The sequence below is a fragment of the Nitrospirota bacterium genome, assembly GCA_016219645.1.
Taxonomy (GTDB): Bacteria; Nitrospirota; Nitrospiria; order Nitrospirales; family Nitrospiraceae; genus Palsa-1315.
Map to the genome: position 1 here is coordinate 14,399 of JACRLR010000044.1, position 17,101 is coordinate 31,499.

Annotated in this window: 14 protein-coding genes; 8 read left to right on the forward strand and 6 right to left on the reverse strand. The window is 56.7% G+C overall.

The window, feature by feature from the left end; all coding sequences use genetic code 11:
- Window positions 1–13: 13 nt before the first annotated feature.
- From HZB34_14700 to HZB34_14710, 3 genes are all read left to right on the forward strand, one after another.
- The gene (locus HZB34_14700) at window positions 14–1,327 is read left to right on the forward strand and encodes an NAD(P)-binding domain-containing protein (protein MBI5317210.1); all 1,314 of its coding nucleotides are present in this window, start codon (window positions 14–16) and stop codon (window positions 1,325–1,327) included.
- 134 nt (window positions 1,328–1,461) lie between these two features.
- The gene (locus HZB34_14705; GenBank protein ID MBI5317211.1) at window positions 1,462–2,085 is read left to right on the forward strand and encodes a sel1 repeat family protein; all 624 of its coding nucleotides are present in this window, start codon (window positions 1,462–1,464) and stop codon (window positions 2,083–2,085) included.
- Between the two features lie 511 nt (window positions 2,086–2,596).
- Window positions 2,597–4,906, forward strand: a complete 2,310-nt coding sequence (locus HZB34_14710; protein MBI5317212.1) for a multicopper oxidase domain-containing protein — start codon at window positions 2,597–2,599, stop codon at window positions 4,904–4,906.
- Window positions 4,907–5,118: 212 nt separating this feature from the next.
- Here HZB34_14710 and HZB34_14715 read toward each other — a convergent pair whose 3' ends face one another.
- The 6 genes from HZB34_14715 to HZB34_14740 form a co-directional block, all read right to left on the reverse strand.
- Window positions 5,119–5,262, reverse strand: a complete 144-nt coding sequence (locus tag HZB34_14715) for a hypothetical protein (protein MBI5317213.1) — start codon at window positions 5,260–5,262, stop codon at window positions 5,119–5,121.
- A 136-nt stretch (window positions 5,263–5,398) separates the two neighbouring features.
- Entirely contained in the window at window positions 5,399–6,172 is a 774-nt protein-coding gene (locus HZB34_14720) for a c-type cytochrome (protein ID MBI5317214.1), read from the reverse strand.
- Window positions 6,173–6,183: 11 nt separating this feature from the next.
- Window positions 6,184–7,560 (reverse strand): hypothetical protein, encoded by a 1,377-nt coding sequence (locus tag HZB34_14725; protein MBI5317215.1) that lies wholly within the window; start codon window positions 7,558–7,560, stop codon window positions 6,184–6,186.
- Window positions 7,561–7,711: 151 nt separating this feature from the next.
- A complete protein-coding gene (locus HZB34_14730; GenBank protein ID MBI5317216.1) occupies window positions 7,712–9,616 on the reverse strand; it encodes a PAS domain S-box protein in 1,905 nt (634 codons plus the stop codon).
- Between the two features lie 42 nt (window positions 9,617–9,658).
- A complete protein-coding gene (locus HZB34_14735) occupies window positions 9,659–10,387 on the reverse strand; it encodes a hypothetical protein (protein ID MBI5317217.1) in 729 nt (242 codons plus the stop codon).
- A gap of 44 nt (window positions 10,388–10,431) precedes the next feature.
- On the reverse strand, window positions 10,432–11,220 hold the full coding sequence (locus tag HZB34_14740) for a response regulator transcription factor (protein MBI5317218.1): 789 nt from the start codon (window positions 11,218–11,220) through the stop codon (window positions 10,432–10,434).
- A gap of 890 nt (window positions 11,221–12,110) precedes the next feature.
- Here HZB34_14740 and HZB34_14745 point away from each other — a divergent pair.
- The 5 genes from HZB34_14745 (at window position 12,111) to HZB34_14765 (ending at window position 17,044) form a co-directional block, all read left to right on the forward strand.
- Window positions 12,111–12,584 (forward strand): hypothetical protein, encoded by a 474-nt coding sequence (locus HZB34_14745; protein ID MBI5317219.1) that lies wholly within the window; start codon window positions 12,111–12,113, stop codon window positions 12,582–12,584.
- A gap of 117 nt (window positions 12,585–12,701) precedes the next feature.
- Window positions 12,702–13,181: a hemerythrin domain-containing protein gene (locus HZB34_14750; protein MBI5317220.1), complete on the forward strand. Its 480-nt coding sequence runs from the start codon at window positions 12,702–12,704 to the stop codon at window positions 13,179–13,181.
- Between the two features lie 70 nt (window positions 13,182–13,251).
- Entirely contained in the window at window positions 13,252–13,887 is a 636-nt protein-coding gene (locus HZB34_14755) for a hypothetical protein (GenBank protein ID MBI5317221.1), read from the forward strand.
- Window positions 13,888–14,190: 303 nt separating this feature from the next.
- A complete protein-coding gene (locus HZB34_14760; GenBank protein MBI5317222.1) occupies window positions 14,191–15,372 on the forward strand; it encodes an amidohydrolase in 1,182 nt (393 codons plus the stop codon).
- A gap of 19 nt (window positions 15,373–15,391) precedes the next feature.
- Window positions 15,392–17,044: a GNAT family N-acetyltransferase gene (locus HZB34_14765; protein MBI5317223.1), complete on the forward strand. Its 1,653-nt coding sequence runs from the start codon at window positions 15,392–15,394 to the stop codon at window positions 17,042–17,044.
- Window positions 17,045–17,101 lie beyond the last annotated feature (57 nt).

A 17,101-nucleotide genomic window follows, 5' to 3' on the forward strand; every position in this document is an offset into this window, starting at 1 on the left:
CTGAAAGGGCAGCATGTCGCAATCCTATCTCATCACGCTCCTCTATATTCCGCCGGTGATCGTTGCGCTGGCTCTGTATTACCGCCGCCATCGTAAGAAGGACACGCACCATCGCGCTCGCCTAGCAGAGACGGTGAAAGCCGGCATCCCGGAGCCACTCAGTTTGCATCCCGTCATCGATACCAACAAGTGTATCGGCTCAAGCGCTTGCATCAGTGCCTGTCCGGAACAGGCGCTGGGGATAATTAGGGGAAAGGCCACGCTGGTCCAACCAGATCACTGCATCGGCCACGGGGCCTGTGCGGCGGCCTGTCCGGTTGAGGCGATTACGCTGGTGTTTGGGACGGAGAAGCGCGGCATCGATATCCCTCAGGTCAAACCGACCTTTGAAACTAACGTCTCCGGCATCTTCATCGCCGGGGAGTTGGGCGGGATGGGGTTGATCCGAAAGGGAGTCGATCAGGGAAAACGAGCGATCGAGACGATTCGGAAAAACAAGAGCAAGGGGGGCGAGCTGGATGTAGTGATCGTCGGCGCCGGGCCGGCCGGTATTTCCGCCTCGCTGGCGGCCAAAGAGTCAGGATTGCGATTCGTGACGGTCGAACAGGAAGACTCACTCGGCGGCGCAATCTACCACTACCCGCGTCGGAAAGTGGCCATGACAGCGCCCATGACGCTGCCCATTGTCGGCAAGTTCAATAAGTTCGAAATCAGCAAGGAGGAATTGCTCGAGTTTTGGAGCGGAATAATCAAACAAACCAGCATCAAGATCAATTTTTCTGAGCGTATGGAAGCAATCACGAAAACGGGAAGCGGATTCCTGGTGAAGACGTCAAAGGATGGATACAAAACCAAGAACGTACTTCTAGCCATTGGCCGGCGTGGCACGCCCCGCAAGCTCGGTGTGCCTGGCGAAGAGCAAGAGAAAGTCGTCTATCGCCTTATCGACGCCGAACAGTATCGTGGGATGCATGTGTTGGTGGTAGGAGGGGGTGACAGTGCGGCGGAGGCTGCTCTGTCCATCGCAGCTGAGCGAGGGACCACGGTTACCATTTCCTGTCGCGGCGATGAAATCTTTACCCGCCCGAAAGAGAAGAATCGTCAGCAGCTCAAACAAGGCGTGGAGAAAAAGAGGATGACGGTGTATCTGAATGCCAACGTAAAAGAGATCGGAACAGACCGCGTGACACTGATTCACGAGGGAAAAGAGATCGAAATGAAGAACGACGCCGTGATCGTCTGCGCGGGCGGTACGCTCCCGACTCCCATGCTTAAAGAAATCGGCGTCATGGTCGAGACTTACTATGGCACGGCTCTGGCCAAATGAATGTACCCTCTTTCCCTGAAACGTGTCTCGGGAGAATCGTGTCTTGCAAAGAACTATAGTCCTGACCGTGAACGACGATTCATGCTTTCACGAGTAACGAGGTGCCAGAGCAGATGATAATGAAGGAGGTGCCGATGAGAAATCGAGTGATTGGACTTTGTGTTATTGCCTTATTTTCGGCGTCGTGCGTCACCTCTCAGACCCTCCCGCTGGCGCAGGAAGGCCCCCCACAATCCTCCAGGGGAGGTTCGGCTCTGTCCGCTGTGCAGGCGTTACGCGCCAGCGCCGAGCAGGGGAATGCCGAAGCGCAGTTCCACCTGGGTCTCTTGTACGACCATGGCCGCGGGCTGCCCAAAAATAAAGGCGAAGCGCTCCGGTGGTACCGCCGCGCGGCCATGCAAGGGGATACGTTTGCCCAAAACTCTCTCGGGGACAATTACTGGGAGGGCACGGGTGTGCCGAAGGATGATCGAGAAGCCGTAAGGTGGTGGCGGCTTGCGGCAGACAAGGGATTTGTCCCAGCACAGCATAGCCTGGGGAAGATCCTGGCAGGTGGCGGACAGGGGGTGCCGGCGGACAAACCTCACGCATATATGTGGTTGATGCTGTCTGCTGCTCAGGGTGACGACGAAGCAGCCAGACAGAGCGACCTCCTCGCCAAGCAATTGGGGCCCTTGGGAGTCGCGAACGCAAAGAAACTGGTTAATCAGTGGAAGCCGACTCGCGCCAGGATGACAGGCAACAAGATCATGCAGTAACGTAACGACAGAGTCCCATTCGATCCTCTTACCGCCAAATGACCTTCGCAATCCACTTAGCCGAGCAACACCCGTAATACCCCTCTTGAGTAGGGCGAGCCTCTCCGAAAGTAGTGCGTAGCTATCCCCCTTCAAAATTGGGTGGCCTCCCACTCGAAAAGTCGTAGTTGCGCGACTGCGTCGTGAAGTCGCAGGCGCGTATACCTGTGCCCAGGGAAACAATCATCAGTCGCCAGCCGAGATATCAAGGGATGGATGAACGATCAATGAGGGAGATGAGGCGTGGGCAAATCGGAAGAGTCGAGGTGGTGCGCCTCAACCTCGGATAAGGCCAGAAAGCGAGAGTCGCTTCATCACAGTTCTTCACAATGGAGGTCGTATCATGGAGAGTCGGACGAAAGAGTTTGTGGCAAGGCTAATAGTACGTGCGGATCGGACATCCCGATCCTTGCTTCAGGTGAGAGTGCGCCGAAGGCGAATTCGCGTGACAGCAGGGTTCATTGGCGTGGCCATGGGCATCTTGTTCGCCGGCAATGCCTATCAGGTGTTGGCGGACCCGCTGCCGGGCGGCACATTGGATCCCCTGCTTATTCCGAAGTATGTCACGCATCTCGTCATTCCGCCGGTGATGAAGCAGACTGCCTCTGCGCCGGATCAGACGGACGACTATGCGATCTCGGTCCGGCAGTTTAAACAACAGATCCTCCCGAGCGGGTTCCCGGCGACCAGGGTCTGGGGCTATGGCCCTGAAGAGGATCCCACACCGACTGTTGCCCCAGACCCCAATTCACAATTCAACTACCCTGCCTATTCGATTGAGACGACGGCCAACCGACGGGTCAATGTCCGATGGATCAACGGCCTTGTCGATAAGAAAGGGAATTACCTGCCTCACCTATTGCCGGTAGATCAGACGCTCCACTGGGCGAATCCTTCCCAAGACTGCATGCATGGATCGGGCACTGATTGCATGGGGAAGAACCCTGAGCGTTATCGAGGACCAGTGCCGATGGTGCCGCATGTGCATGGGGCACATGTGGATCCGCACAGCGACGGATATTCCGAGGCCTGGTGGCTTCCAGCAGCGAAGAATATTCCTGCTGGTTATGCGCTATCCGGCAAGCTATTCGATGACGCTACGGGAACCAATCCTGGTACGCGCGGTTATGCGGACTACTCCTACCGAAACGATCAGCCGGCGACCACCCTTTGGTACCACGACCATACTTTGGGGATGACGCGGAACAATGTCTATGCGGGACCAGCAGGTTTCTGGCTGATCCGCGGAGGCCAATACGACCGCGCAGTGGATGTGTCTGATCGGCAGCCAGCGGTATTGCCCGGGCCAGCACCGGTTGCAGGGCAGGGGTTGCTGGAACTCAACACACCGGGGAATGCGACGCGCAAAGCCATCCGTGAGCTACCCCTCGTGATTCAGGATCGCTCGTTCAACGCCGATGGATCCCTCTTTTACCCTGGTGATCGTGCTTTCTTCGAAGGGCTCAAGAAGAGTCAGCTCCAGATCACGTTCGCCCCTGAATCTGACGTGGCGCCGATTTGGAACCCCGAGACCTTTTTCAACACGATGGTAGTCAATGGGACGACCTGGCCGAAGCTGAACGTGGCGCAGGCCCGTTATCGCTTCCGGTTGCTGAACGGGAGCAATGCCCGGATGATCAATCTCGCGCTGTTCGTGGTGAACCCGAGGACAAACGAGATCAACAGACGTCGCGAGATCCCCATGTATCAGATCGGCTCGGATCAGGGGTTCCTGCCGCGGGTCGTTAGAATCAGGACCGGAGAACAGATTGCCTTGATCCCTGGTGCCCATGAGCCGGTCCCGAATCCCAATCCGAATGATCCGACAGCACTCCTGATGGGTCTGGCAGAGCGGGCTGATGTCATCGTGGATTTCAGTGGCCTGCCGGATGGGACCATGGTGCGGATGATCAATACTGCGCCGGATTCTCCATTCGGCGGGTTCCCGGCGGATCCGTCCGATCCTGGGACGACGGGCCAGGTCATGCAGTTCGTGGTCAAAGCAGCCTTGACTGGGGCTAAAGGATCGACGGACGGCAAGACGACGGCGCCCGGCAATCTCAACCTGCATGCGGAGCATCCACTTGCTACACCAACCGCGACGCGGTTGGTGTCATTGAACGAGGACGGCGGCATGAAGGTCTGTGTAAAGGTTGATCAGGACGGAGAGTTCGTGTTGGATGAGAGCGGCAATCTCCTGCAGGTCGACTGTGTCAGCGCCGACGCCGGGCCTTTTGGGCCGACTGCTGCCCTGGGCGGCAAAGTTGTTGGCACCGGTGTGAACGCCGTAGGCAACCCGTTGCGCTGGGCAGATACGACGGGAGCTAGCCAAGCCACGAATATCAAGTTGATGAACGGAACGACGGTCACGGTGAATGTGACAGAAAGCCCGAAGCTCGGCGAGGTGGAGGAATGGCAGATCTATAACTTCACGGAAGATGCGCACCCGGTCCACCTGCATCTGGTGAGGTTTGAGGTGATTAGCCGGACACTCATGGACGGAAGCCCGGGTTCGAGCGGCAGCCGGCATCCATGGGAACAAGGCCGCAAAGACGTGGTGATTGCCTACCCGGGCGAGATTACCACAGTGAGAGCCAAGTTCGACATCGACGGGCTCTATATGTGGCATTGCCATATCCTCGAACATGAAGACAACGAAATGATGCGTCCCTATGTGGTAGGAGCCCAGTCTCTGGCGTTCAACTTCCTGACCATGGCGATCAACGATCGGCCTCACCACGAGAGGGTGATGCCCGAGCACCAGAAGGCCCATCAGAAGTAATGATGAGCGGCATGATGTAGGAAGATTCGCTGCACGATCCTGCAAGACGGACGCGCGGAGGACTAACAGCCCTCCGCGCGTTCCTACGATGTGGGCAGCCTCCTCTGACCGGACACAGGACATTATCGAAGCGCCTGATCCCGTATGAATGGATCGGGTATCAGATGAATTTAAGCGTGAGGGAGGCGTTGCCCTCTGTTGGTACGGCGACCTCACGCTGCAAGGTTTCCACCGGCTATCACACGTCCGACAAGGGTCGCGCCGGTCTGTTCGGCAAGACTGATCAGAGGCACTGCGCTGGTCCCGGTCACGAACAGAATGGCGACGGGCAGCCGGGCCAGAACCGCGAAGCGCACGAAACGACCAATGGCTAGGCAAGGGTGTTTCCGTCAGTGAAACAAGAAGATGAGGGCGCCGCACAATAGGGTGTCAATTACCTAAACGTGAGCCGTCGTTTGTTGCCTATGAAGGGGGGCACGACCAGGGGGCCGGTCAGGGGAGGGATTCGCCCGACAGGGAACGAATATAGTGGGCGAGGTCCCAGGCATCGTGGTCTGCCTCGGTCAGGCGGGCAGCATACGAGGGCATCGGGGTGCCGTCGAGCCCAGTCAGGAGGGTGCGGACTAGGTCCTGGAGTGTGGCGCCATTCTTAAAGGACGAGGGGCGGCTGAGATCGGTGGCCTGGATCTGGAGCCCGGATACGTCCCGTAGGTCCCCGGCTTGAGCGACCGGGCCGTCCCCACGCCCCTCGACCCCATGACAGGTCTGACAGTCCAAGCGTCCGTACAAGGCCCGTCCTCTGTCAAGGCTCTCTGGTCCCAGCGGTGGTGGCGTGTCCGTGAACGACAGGGGGACGGGTGTTTCCAAACGAAACGCCGACGAGAAACTCTTTAGGTAGGCAATCACCTGCCAGCGTTCCGCCTCGGTCAGGCTTGCAAAGCTGGGCATATAGCCGGGAATACCTTTCGTGACCGTCCGAAAGAGGTCCTGGTCCGTAGGCAAGTCCCCGGAGGGGGTGCTGCGAAACTTGAAGCTTCCCGTGGTGAAATTGCGGGGGCGCGGGGCGGCGTAGCGGCCTAGAAACCATCCGGCTGGCCCATCCCCCGCGCCGGTCACGCCATGACACCAGAGGCAGGTGCGGTCAAAGATCACCTTGCCCTGTGCTCGGGTGGCCGGATTGTCATCTGGCTTGACAGCGTGGGCCGTCGAACTGGCACCCAGCATCAGGATTAGGACCGCGGCAATAGCAAGGTGATGGCGACGCATAGGGAGCTTCCTTAGAACATGATATCGATGCCGGCGAAAAAGGCGTTTCGAAGATTCCTCGCGGCGGCCTCGCCTCCATCGGCTTTCCGCAGGTTAAAGTCATTGCGGACAAAGATGGCAACGTTGGTGCGGAGGTACTGTTTGGCTTGGACCCCGATGAACGATGCCGACGTGCGTTGATCCAACATTCCACCGGCGTCTATATTGTCGTACCGAAGGGAGAGAAGCGTGCTGTTTGCCACATAGGTATCCACCCCGATCGTCTCGCCGGTAGCCGTAGCATCGAAGTTTCCGCTCACGCCGGTCGGGACCTTATTGATCCGGTCAATTGAGTAGGCGGCGTAAAGATCGACCATCTTATAGGTCGCACGCGTGGAGATCCCATAGCGATTCCAATTCACGTCCTGGTGCGATTGGACCTGCACGTTGCTGTTACCCTGATAGATAAAGCCGGAGAAATTCACTGCAAAGTAATCCGATATGGCATAGTCGTACCGCAGCATGGCGTAGACATCCTTGCCTTTGTTGGTGTCGCCAAAGTTTTCGTTGGCCCCGTTTAACACCCCTACCTGATACAAGAATGAATCGCCGAAGGGCCGGCCATGGACATCGATTCCCATCTCACCGCCTGAATTGTAGAGGGTCGACGCGAACGGCGAAATGGCGCTGCCGCTGCGATCGTACAATCCGTAAAACTTGGTGGCGAAGGCACCCGGGCCCAACCCCACTCGATTTAACGAACAGGAGGCAGAGGGGGTACAGCCGCTTGTTGTACTCTCCCCGATATCATTCAATTGCTGACGAATCGTCACAACTGAGTAGAAGGCCGACGGGTCGAATTTTCCGATACGGACATGGGCCAGGTTGTGAGCGCCCAGATTGTTGAACGAGACGAATCCTCGTTCTACATCCGTTTCTCCCGCCTCGAGATCATGCCCCAGCTCCACCATAAACCCGACATTCTTTGCCACCGTTCCGCCGGCAAATAGTACAAAGTTCTCCGGGAACGTCAACTCCGTCTTGTTTTCAACCACACCGGCATCGGCCCCGGCCGGATTCTGCTGCTGAAAGCTCCAATTGCGCACAGCGTTGCCGACGAGGCGGAAAGCGAGGTACTTCCCGACATCGTCGAGTGTGACGTCTCCGAGTTTTTTCTTTCCGGTGAACCCACCGTCTTCCGTCCCAGGCAACTGATAGCCGTTTTCCAAGAACCGTTGACCAAAGGTATTAAGAACCGGCGGCGCCGTATGACAGGCGGTGCAGTTCACGTCGTACTTCCGGGCAAAGGCCGGAATCGCCTGAGCCTTGTATGGCAACACCAGACAGGACAGTGCGATCAGGATAAGGACCCCTGTCCCCACGGTCAGGATAAATGCTCGGCGCAACATGTACGTGCTTCTTACCTCAAAACAATGTGCTGGCTGTTCAGGCGGGCAGGTAAGTCTGGTTGGCCCATCCCTCCGTGTGACTACGTAGAAGACTAGTACCGACCTGCGAGTAGGCAAGCAATTCAAGAAATTTGACTCTGTCCTCTAACGATCAGAGTGCATAGGCGGTTCCCCCCATGAGCTGTGTCTCTTGAGGTTGAGGAATGGTAACCAGGATTGTCGTCCCTTTCCCTGGAGCAGATTCGATGGCCAAGCGCCCTTGAAGTTTTCTGGCATGAGTAGCCATGTTTATGAGCCCAGGGCTGTTGTTTCCGATCTCGGAGAATCTGAATCCAATCCCGTCATCCTGGATTTCCAGCCTAGCGGCTCCCTCCCCTGGCCCGAATCGGATCGTTCCGGAGCCGGCTTGCGCATGATGCACGACGTTACTGACCGCTTCCCGTGCGAACGCGAGGAGATGGATTTCTTGCTCCACGGACAGTCGGCCAGCGGCAACCGGGTCAACGTCGATCAGGAAGGGGGGGCAGGGCCAAGAGTCGTTCCGCTGGACCAGCAGCTGCAGCGATTGCAATAGACTATCGTGGGATGCCGTTCGAGGCTCAAGCCGTGAGATAAAGTCACGGGTCTCTTGTATGACCCGATGCAGATGAGACAGTGCCTGATCGAGTTGTTTTGGGGCGCGATCCGGGGCTTGAATAAGTAGGAGCTTTGAGGTTTCCAGCCCCATGCTCACCGCCGAGAGAGACTGCAGCAGGCTAGCATGCAGATCGTAATACAGCTGAGCCCGTTCTTCTCCGAGCTGGTGGAGCCGCTGTGCGCTACGCTCTTTCATTTCTTCCATATACCGTCGTTCGGTCACATCACGGACGATGATTGTGTAGTGGGAGACTCCGGCTATGTTCATTTTGCTCACTGAGAGTTCGACGGGGAACGAGGTGCCGTCCATACGTCGACCAACCGCTTCTTCGTTGGATCCGACCACTAGGTGCAGCTGCTCATAGCCGTTTTTTAGACGGTCGGAGTCACGTGGTGTTCGGAAAAGGAGATGTTGAATCCCGCGGCCGAGCAATTCGGCCACGCTATGACCGAAGAGGGCACATGCCGCTGGATTGACCGATTCAATGATCCATTGGGCATCTGTGACCAGGATCCCGTCTGCGGCATTGTCCACGAGGCTGCGGAGGCGAGTTTCCTTCTCGCGCAGCTCTTCCAGCGACCGGACCGCCTGCGCGTGCGCCTCCTCAAGGTCGTTTGTCCGTGCGATGACCTTGGCTTCAAGAGACTGCGCGAGGTCCTGGAGGGCATGTGTCTGTGCGCCCAGCGCAGATGCTGTATCGGTCGCCACTGCGAGGAGCCGTTCAAAATCCCCGCGAGGAGCGCTCTGAGATACGGAGAGTTCGAGTGAAGGTCTCCCATGCCCTAGCGGGACACCTGCCGATTGTAGTGTCGCCACGACGCCCTGCAGCACTGTAGACGTTTTTCGAAGGACCCGACGGATGGCATATAGACCGACCAGCATGATGGCCACCGTGACAGCGAGAAGCTGCCAGAGTGTTAGATCTCGCTCGCGTTCAATCTGGGAGAGAGAGACAACCAGGCGGACCCAGGCCGTGAGTTCATCTCGGTCAAACAATGGTTCGATAATGACGAGCGTCGGCTGTCCCTCGTTCAATGATGTTTCAAGGATGACTTCGCGTTTCGTTTTCCGGGCTTCAAGCCAGGCAGGATCGTTCAGAACGGTCCCGATCCGCCCCGGTTGCTTTGCGGCAACGACCAGGCTGTCGTTGTCCACGATGTCGATTTCGAGTAGAGAGTCGTCTTGCACGTATAGCTGCAACGATTCCTGGAGGCGATAGAGATTGTCGAGTACGGCGGCAGAGCCAACGACGGCGAATGTGCGGGCGACGGCACGCGCCCTCTCTTCTGCCGCCTGCCGGAGCGCATGACTTTGCTGAGCGATGAGAACTCCTGTTCCTGCTCCCATGACAAGGAACAGAATGAGACTGAGACTCACCCCGAGTCGAAGACCGTAGTTGTGAGTCCATGCATGTCGCATGCGTCCCGTGATTGAGAGGGAAGGAGTCTGCATTGGTTCAACTCACCTGTTCATGTGCCGGCCGTGACCGGTCCCGTCTTCACGAAACTCAAATGTGGCGATCGTTTCTCCGTTGGGGGGAACGGATACATGTGTCTGGAGTTGCCCCAGACGTTCATGCCAGACGGAGATGTCGTGGTGGCCCGCCGGCACGTTCAGGATTCTGGTATTTCCATGATCATCAGTCACTCCAAAATATGGATGTGTCGAAGCCAGCACGTAGCCGCCCATGAATTTATGGACATCACATTGCACTCGATACAGGCCTGGTTTCGCCACGGTTTTGGCAACCGGGCGGCCGTTTACCACCATGGCCACGTTAATGAAGGTTCGCATCTCATTGCTAATATGTGTGTTGTGCATGATCGGATCTTGGTTGTGGATCTCGAGCGGCGACCCCGTCTGAAGGGACATCACATGGGGCGAAAAAGAACATCGAGAGTTCGAAAGAACCTTCGGCGACATTCCTGTCTGTGCTGTTTCCAGCGCAGGAATGCCATCGATTGTGACCACTGCATCCTTGAGTCCACCTGAGGGAGAATGGACCGTCAGGGGCTGGAGGAGGATCTTGGTGCCACAGACCTCAGGATCGCGGGTGACGTTCACGTCTGTCGGGGGTGGTATCGTGCCATGATAGAGCACCTGCACGTTCACCACCCCCTGTTCCATCTGTGCCAAGGCCGGCGGCACATTTGAAATAATCAGTGCGAGGAACAGAGTAACCAACAGCATGGGGTACCTCCTCGATCGATGATCGATCCATGAGTAGGGCAGATTCATGAGTTGTCCTCCGACAGGAGGTCGAGCTTGAGCACGCCGGCGCTTGTGACGAGTTCATTCTTAATGGCATAGGCTGTCAGGCCGGCTGTGGTCCTCAAGTTGAGCTTGGTCATGAGGCTCGCACGGTGTTTTTCTACAGTTCTGACACTGATGCAGAGACTCTCGGCGATCTCTTTGCTCGTGGCCCCTTCGGCAACCAATTTCAAAACTTCACGTTCACGATCGGATAGCCTTTGCCATGGACCCTCTTCAATAGGGAGCTTGGGTTGTTTTCCCAGATATCCACAGAGCACTTTGTCCGTGATCATCGGGCTTAGGTAGGTTTTCCCCTGAGCCACGCTGTGAATGGCTGTTCTAAGTTCTTCGAACGACGACTCTTTGAGGAGATATCCGGCGGCCCCTGAATGAAGAGCAGCCCGCACGATGGGCTCGGACATGTGAACGGTGAGAACCAGACACTTGACAGTGGGATGGGAAAGTCTTACCTGGCGGATTATTTCGGTTCCATGCATTCCGGGCAAAGAAAGATCCAGAAGAACGATCTCCGGTTGGAGTGTGGCGACCAAGCGTAGTGCATCGGTCCCGTTGCCGGCTGCGCCGATGACACGAATTTCTTGATCGAGGGCCAATAGAGATGCCAATGCTTCTCGAACGATTGTATGGTCGTCCACCAAGAGAATCTGAATTCGTGGCTCTGACACTGAGCGTCTCTCTTCTCCTTGGAGGGCGTGATTCGAAGTTCCCTTGAGGCTTGGAGGCTTCTTGTCATTCGATCGGTTGTTCATGAGAGGGGTGCTTCACTCTGTTCTCACCCAAGGAGCCTGTCTTGATTGCCGGGCGGGGGAGACCGGTTCCAAGATTATTTATCCCACAGCAGAGCGGTGTCACAAAATACATTCGTAAATCCAACAGGTTGAGCCTCTGGTGGATAGGGGGATGTAGTTGCGCAGTCCCCCTTATGATGCAGATCCATTCGAAGATTCCGTCCGAGTAGCGTCAGCCTATCGTGGCGAACGATCCGCAACCATCTGCGACGTTCTCGGATCCCAGAATCCCTAACAGGTTCCCACAAACAAGCCTCCGATTTTTCCAGGCCTTCGGTCACTATTCTGTACGCACCTCATTTCCCTCATGACGATCGGTTTTTTGTCGAGCCGCCATACAAGACAATGGAGGCGGCCTGAAACTCTAGAGGCCTGTCGGGTTGTTGCCTTTTGCCACTGCACTCTTTTATCCTAGGGTCTAGAATGCCTCATGGTCATCTTTCCTACCTTCAAACGCTTCCTCAGGGGCTTGTTAATTCACAGGAATTAGAGATTCCCTGGGTCAGCTTGTCTGGCACGGCCTTCGCTTTTCAATGGGGCAAGTCACGTTACTCCAAGGAAGAATCGCGATGGACAATCACCATTTGGAATGTTCGTTACAGGCTGGTGCAGTCGCATACTCAGAGGGAGTATGGTTGGAAGGGAGAGGTAGTGGCAAGGTCGAGCAAGAGCCCTTGAATGAGAAAGATGATACCTGTCGTAATTGAGGGCATGTTGTGGTTGTCACTGTGAGCGCATGAGTCCGGCTGAGGATCGAGGTCCCGGCATCCATCCTTTGATGTGATAGCGGGGACTTCAAAATGGCTTAGAACGATGTCCGGTCATTCCGATATGTCATGTGAGGAGAGAGAATGAATAGATTGATGAGTGCCGCTGTGCTGTTTGCCGCTCTGATAGTATCTCAGCCTGTTTGGGCGCATACCGACGAGTCTCTGGATGCGATGCCGGCGCCACATGGTGGACAAGTCCGTGCGGCAGGCCCGTATCATTTGGAGCTTGTTGCCAAGGATGGAGAGCTCGTACTGCATGTAACTGATCATGCGAATAATGAGATAAACACCACCGGCGCAGAAGGTACGGCAAACATTCAACAGGGTAAAGCTGGCAGCAAGACAAAAGTCAAACTGGAACCGTCACAGACCAACACATTGGCTGGTAGCGGCGAGTTTCAAGTCAATCCTGAGACCGTGATCGTGGTATTTGTTAAAATGCCGGAAGAGGAGGCCTATGCCGCTCGGTTTACCCCGCTCAAACCAAAGTCTGTCGGGACGGGAAAGCAAACGGGGGGAGACCATGGCCATGGCGATCAGCATAAAGGGCATTGAGCTGTAGAAGGTTGCGTCGTCAGGATCATGGGGAAGGATATTGTTTCTTGAGTCTGGATCATAGGCGCTCGTCCGTCTGCCTATAGGGTTGCCGTCGGCGTCGATGAAGGAGACATCATGAGTGAAAGGGAAACAATCAGGGGGTTTTTTGAGCAGGATCATGACCGGTTGGACGAGTTGTTCAAGACCTTTCAGCAACTGAAGCGGTCTGACTTTACGAAGGCTGAGCAAGCGTTCAAAGAATTTAAGGTCGGCTTGCAGCGCCATATCGTGTGGGAAGAGGATCTGCTCTTTCCTCTCTGGGAAAAGAAAACCGGCATGTCCGATAGCGGGCCGACGCCCGCTATGCGGAACGAGCATCGCCAGATCGGGCAACAGCTTGAAGCCATTCACCGCAAGGTGGAAACCCAGAATGTGGATAGCGATCAAGAAGAGCAGGGTCTGTTGAACCTGCTCGGCTCCCATAATAGGAAGGAAGAGCGTGCGCTCTATCCCGCCATCGATCAGGTTGCCAGTGCGGAAGAGCGAGAAGGAGTGTTCCTCAACTTGACCAATATCCCAGAAGAGCGTTACAAACTCTGTTGTGGAGAGCACTGACTGGTATAGCTAAAACACGCGATGTGGTGACTGGTGTCTATGGTCCGTCTTACACACAGAGGAGGGTGTTATGTCGAGAATTAAGGAACTCAGAGCCTCGTTCGACAAGAAGTTGGATGCCTTGGAGCACCAGGCGTTGGCATTTGAGGCACAACTGACCCAAACGAAAGATGAGGCAATGCAGCGACTGGAGCAGCGTAAGCAACAACTTCAAGATTTGCTTACGCAGGTCCAGACTGATGTGCAGCAGTCGAAGGAGATGGCAGAGCAAGCGAAGACTGAAGTGCGGGCCAAGCTCGAACATCTTCAAGTGCAATTAGCTCTCGGTAAAGCTGATGCGCGCGACTCGTTTGAGGAGCAAAGAACGAAGATTCTTAAAGCCCTGACCGAGTTTGAGTCCGTAGCGGACCAGAAACTAAAGGGGGCCGCGTTTGAATCGGGCAGGGTCTGGGAGGATCTGGTCGGGCGGGCGAGCACGCTCGAAGCCGAACTTGAAGCACTCAAGGGCCGGTTTGAAACTGAGAAAACCAAGCAGCAAGTCACGCTGGAATCAAAGAAACAGGAGCTACTCACCGAATTGGTGTCGTTCAAGGACCGGCTCAAGGCCAAACGCGCATCCATGCAGGCCAAGACCGATGTATTTGAGACCGACTTGCGCGAGGGACTGGACCAGATTAAGACGGGGTTTAGGAAATTGTTCGAATAGAGGAAAGGGGGGGAGTGGCCAGGCGCCCTTTTTTGCTCGCGGTGCTGTGCAGGGTGAAACTGTACTCGTTCGATGCGCGCAGGAAAGGGCAGCCTCGGCTACTCCCTTAACGAGAGGTGAAGAGGAATGCAAGGTACTCGCCCGGGCTCATGGCACGTCTCGGGGAATCGATGGCGAGGCAATCGAGGGGTAGGGTGAGTCAAAAATGTTCCCAGTGGCCAGTTTTTCAGATCGGCGGTCTGGCCGGACCCGGCGAATCGTAAACCGACAGGTCGTCGTACGTTCATTGCCTAAGTCCCAATCATGCCGTTAATTCCTGAGCCGCTACAACACCGTCTCATTCAGCTTCGCCGCGTGCTCCACGAGTATCCGGAACTGAGTGGGCAGGAAGCGAACACCGCCGCCGTGATCTGCAAGTTCCTCGATGGGCTGGACATCAAGTATCGGGCTAATGTCGGGGGCTACGGAGTCATTGCTGATATTCCGGGATGCGCCGGTGTTCCCCACGTCGTCTTGCGCGCTGATACCGACGCGCTGCCGATTCAAGAAGACACAGGCTTGGAATTCGCATCGGTCCATGCCGGCGTTATGCATGCCTGCGGTCATGATGGACACACCACGATGTTGTTGGGTGCCGCGGCGCTCCTGTCCGAGGAGAAAGACCTGCCAGCTCCTGTTCGATTGATTTTTCAGCCGGCAGAGGAAAAAGGGACCGGGGCGTTAGCCATGATTGAGGCAGGAGCGCTGGAGGGAGCCGGGATGATTTTCGGCGGCCATCTCGACCGCCACTATCACCCGGGGACCATCGTCGTGGCCGAGGGTCCGGTCAATGCGTCGTCGGATAATTTTACGATTGAGATTATCGGACAGGGCGCACATGGAGCCCGCCCCCATGAAAGTATCGACGCCGTCGTGGTCGGAAGTCTCATGATCATGGCGCTGCAAACGATCGTCTCGCGCGAAGTCGATCCGGCCCGCCCGTCGGTCGTCTCCGTGGGTCAGTTCCATGCTGGGACTGCGCCGAATGTCATTGCAGGACAGGCCAGGCTGGAAGGGACGGTTCGTGCTCAGGATCCTGCTGTCCGGCAGCAACTCCTCGCCTCTGTCCGCCGCATTGCCGAATCGATCGCCCAACTACACGGCGCCAAAATCCAGATCACTGTGAACGAAGGTACGCCGCCACTGATCAATATGCCGGAGATGGCAGGTCTGGCACGCCGTGCAGCCGTCGCGGCGGTGGGGGAGGCTAATGTATTGCCGCTCAAGACGGCTAACATGGGGGCGGAGGATTTCAGCTACTACATGGAACGCATTCCGGGCGCCTATGTCCGGTTCGGGAGTCAGGTTCCGGGCAAGGAAGGATTTCCGGCGCACTCCAACAAATTTGATTTCGACGAAGGAGCTTTGGCCGTAGGCGCAGCCTATTACCAGGCGATTGCCAAGATAGCCGGCCAGCGACTCAGTGAGCAAACGAGCCGTTCCTGACCACTCGCAGAGGGCTGTCATGATCCGGATCAGAGAAGCCCGCGAAGAAGATGTCGGCCAGATCCGCGAGGTCTTTCTTGCTGTCTACGGGGCCGACTATCCCCATCATGAGGTCTACGACGAACTCTGGTTGAAGCGTTCGGTTTTCACCGACGATGCGCTGATTCTCGTCGCAGAAGAGACCGACACAGGCCGGGTGATCGGCACAGCCTCTGTGCTGTTTGACTTCGGGGCCCATTCCGATCTCGTCGGAGAATTCGGCCGCCTCGCTGTCCATCCGGACTATCGCCGGTTGCAAGTTGGCAAGCTGCTCATGGACAAGCGGCTCGAAGCCATTCACAACCGCTTGCACGTCGGCCTGGTTGTCGCGCGCACCGTGCATCCCTATGCCCAGCAGATCAGTCTCGCCCAAGGGTTCATTCCCACCGGCTTTCTGCCGCTGAAACATTTTTTCCGCCACCGCGAGAGCTTTGCGTTGCTGGCCCGGTATTTCGGGGACGCACTGGCCCTGCGCCGCAACAATCCCAGGATCATTCCTGAGGCCTATGCCTTAGCCAATCTCGTGATGAGCCAGCCGCCGCTTACGCCGGACTTTATCGTCGACGAGGATTCCGCGTCGTACCCCACCGAGGGGGACTACACCATTGAACAGCTGCAGGCCGAAGGCTATCCGGCCCTGCTTCGCATCGAACGGGGACGGGTACGCAACCGGGAAATCTTCGGTCCCATGCGGCTGGATTATGGATTCTTCAAACTCCATGCGCGGCAAACCACTTACTTTCTGGCCCGGTCAGGCGGCAACATCGTCGGGGCTGTCGGTTACACGATGGATCCGGTCGAGCACACCGTCCGCGTGTTCGAGTTGATCGCCCTGGCCGACAACGTTGTGCGGTTTCTCCTCTCCGAACTGGAACGGAAGTGTCGGGAGGAAATGGGAAGTGAATACGTCGAGATCGACGTCAGCGCCTATGCGCCCCGAATGCAGCGTACCCTATTGGAGCTGAACTTTCTTCCGGTCGCTTATGTGCCGGCCATGGTCTTCGATCAAGTGGAGCGGTTGGACATCATCAAGATGGTGCGGCTGAACAAACTGCAAGATCTAGGGCCGCTCGCGCTGACGGAACAGGTGAAGGCCGTCGCCGACGTCGTGATGCGGGGATTTTCCAGCTGCGTCATTGCGCCGCGAATGGCGCAAGCGATTAAGGAGATCCCGTTATTTCTGGGGATGAACAGCGAGCAGGCCACCAAACTTGCCGGGGTCTGTACAGTACGAGAGGTGCGGGCAGGCGAGCGCCTCTTCGCGCAGCACGATCCCGCAGATCGTCTTTACATCCTATTACAGGGGCAGGTGGCCATCAATTGCGGAACCCCTCCTATCACCATCGGTACCGTTCACATGGGGGAATCGTGTGGCGAAGTCTCACTCCTCTCAGCCAGGCCCCATTCCGCCACAGCCACGGCCGAATGTCACCTGGAGGTGGCCGAGCTGCTCAAACTTGATCTGGCGGATCTCATCCGTCGACGTCCGGACATCGGCGTCATCATCTACCGTAACCTGGCTGAGGGCCTGGGCGATAAGCTCCTACGATCGAGCCAGGTACTGCGAGGCCAAGGGCTGGCTGAGACGGAAGTGTTCCATCTGGCATCGGAAGCTGTCCCAGGAGGGGAATAGGAGTCTTTCAACGCGCATCTCTCCTTTCGTCATTCACGACGCGCTACCGATCTCACG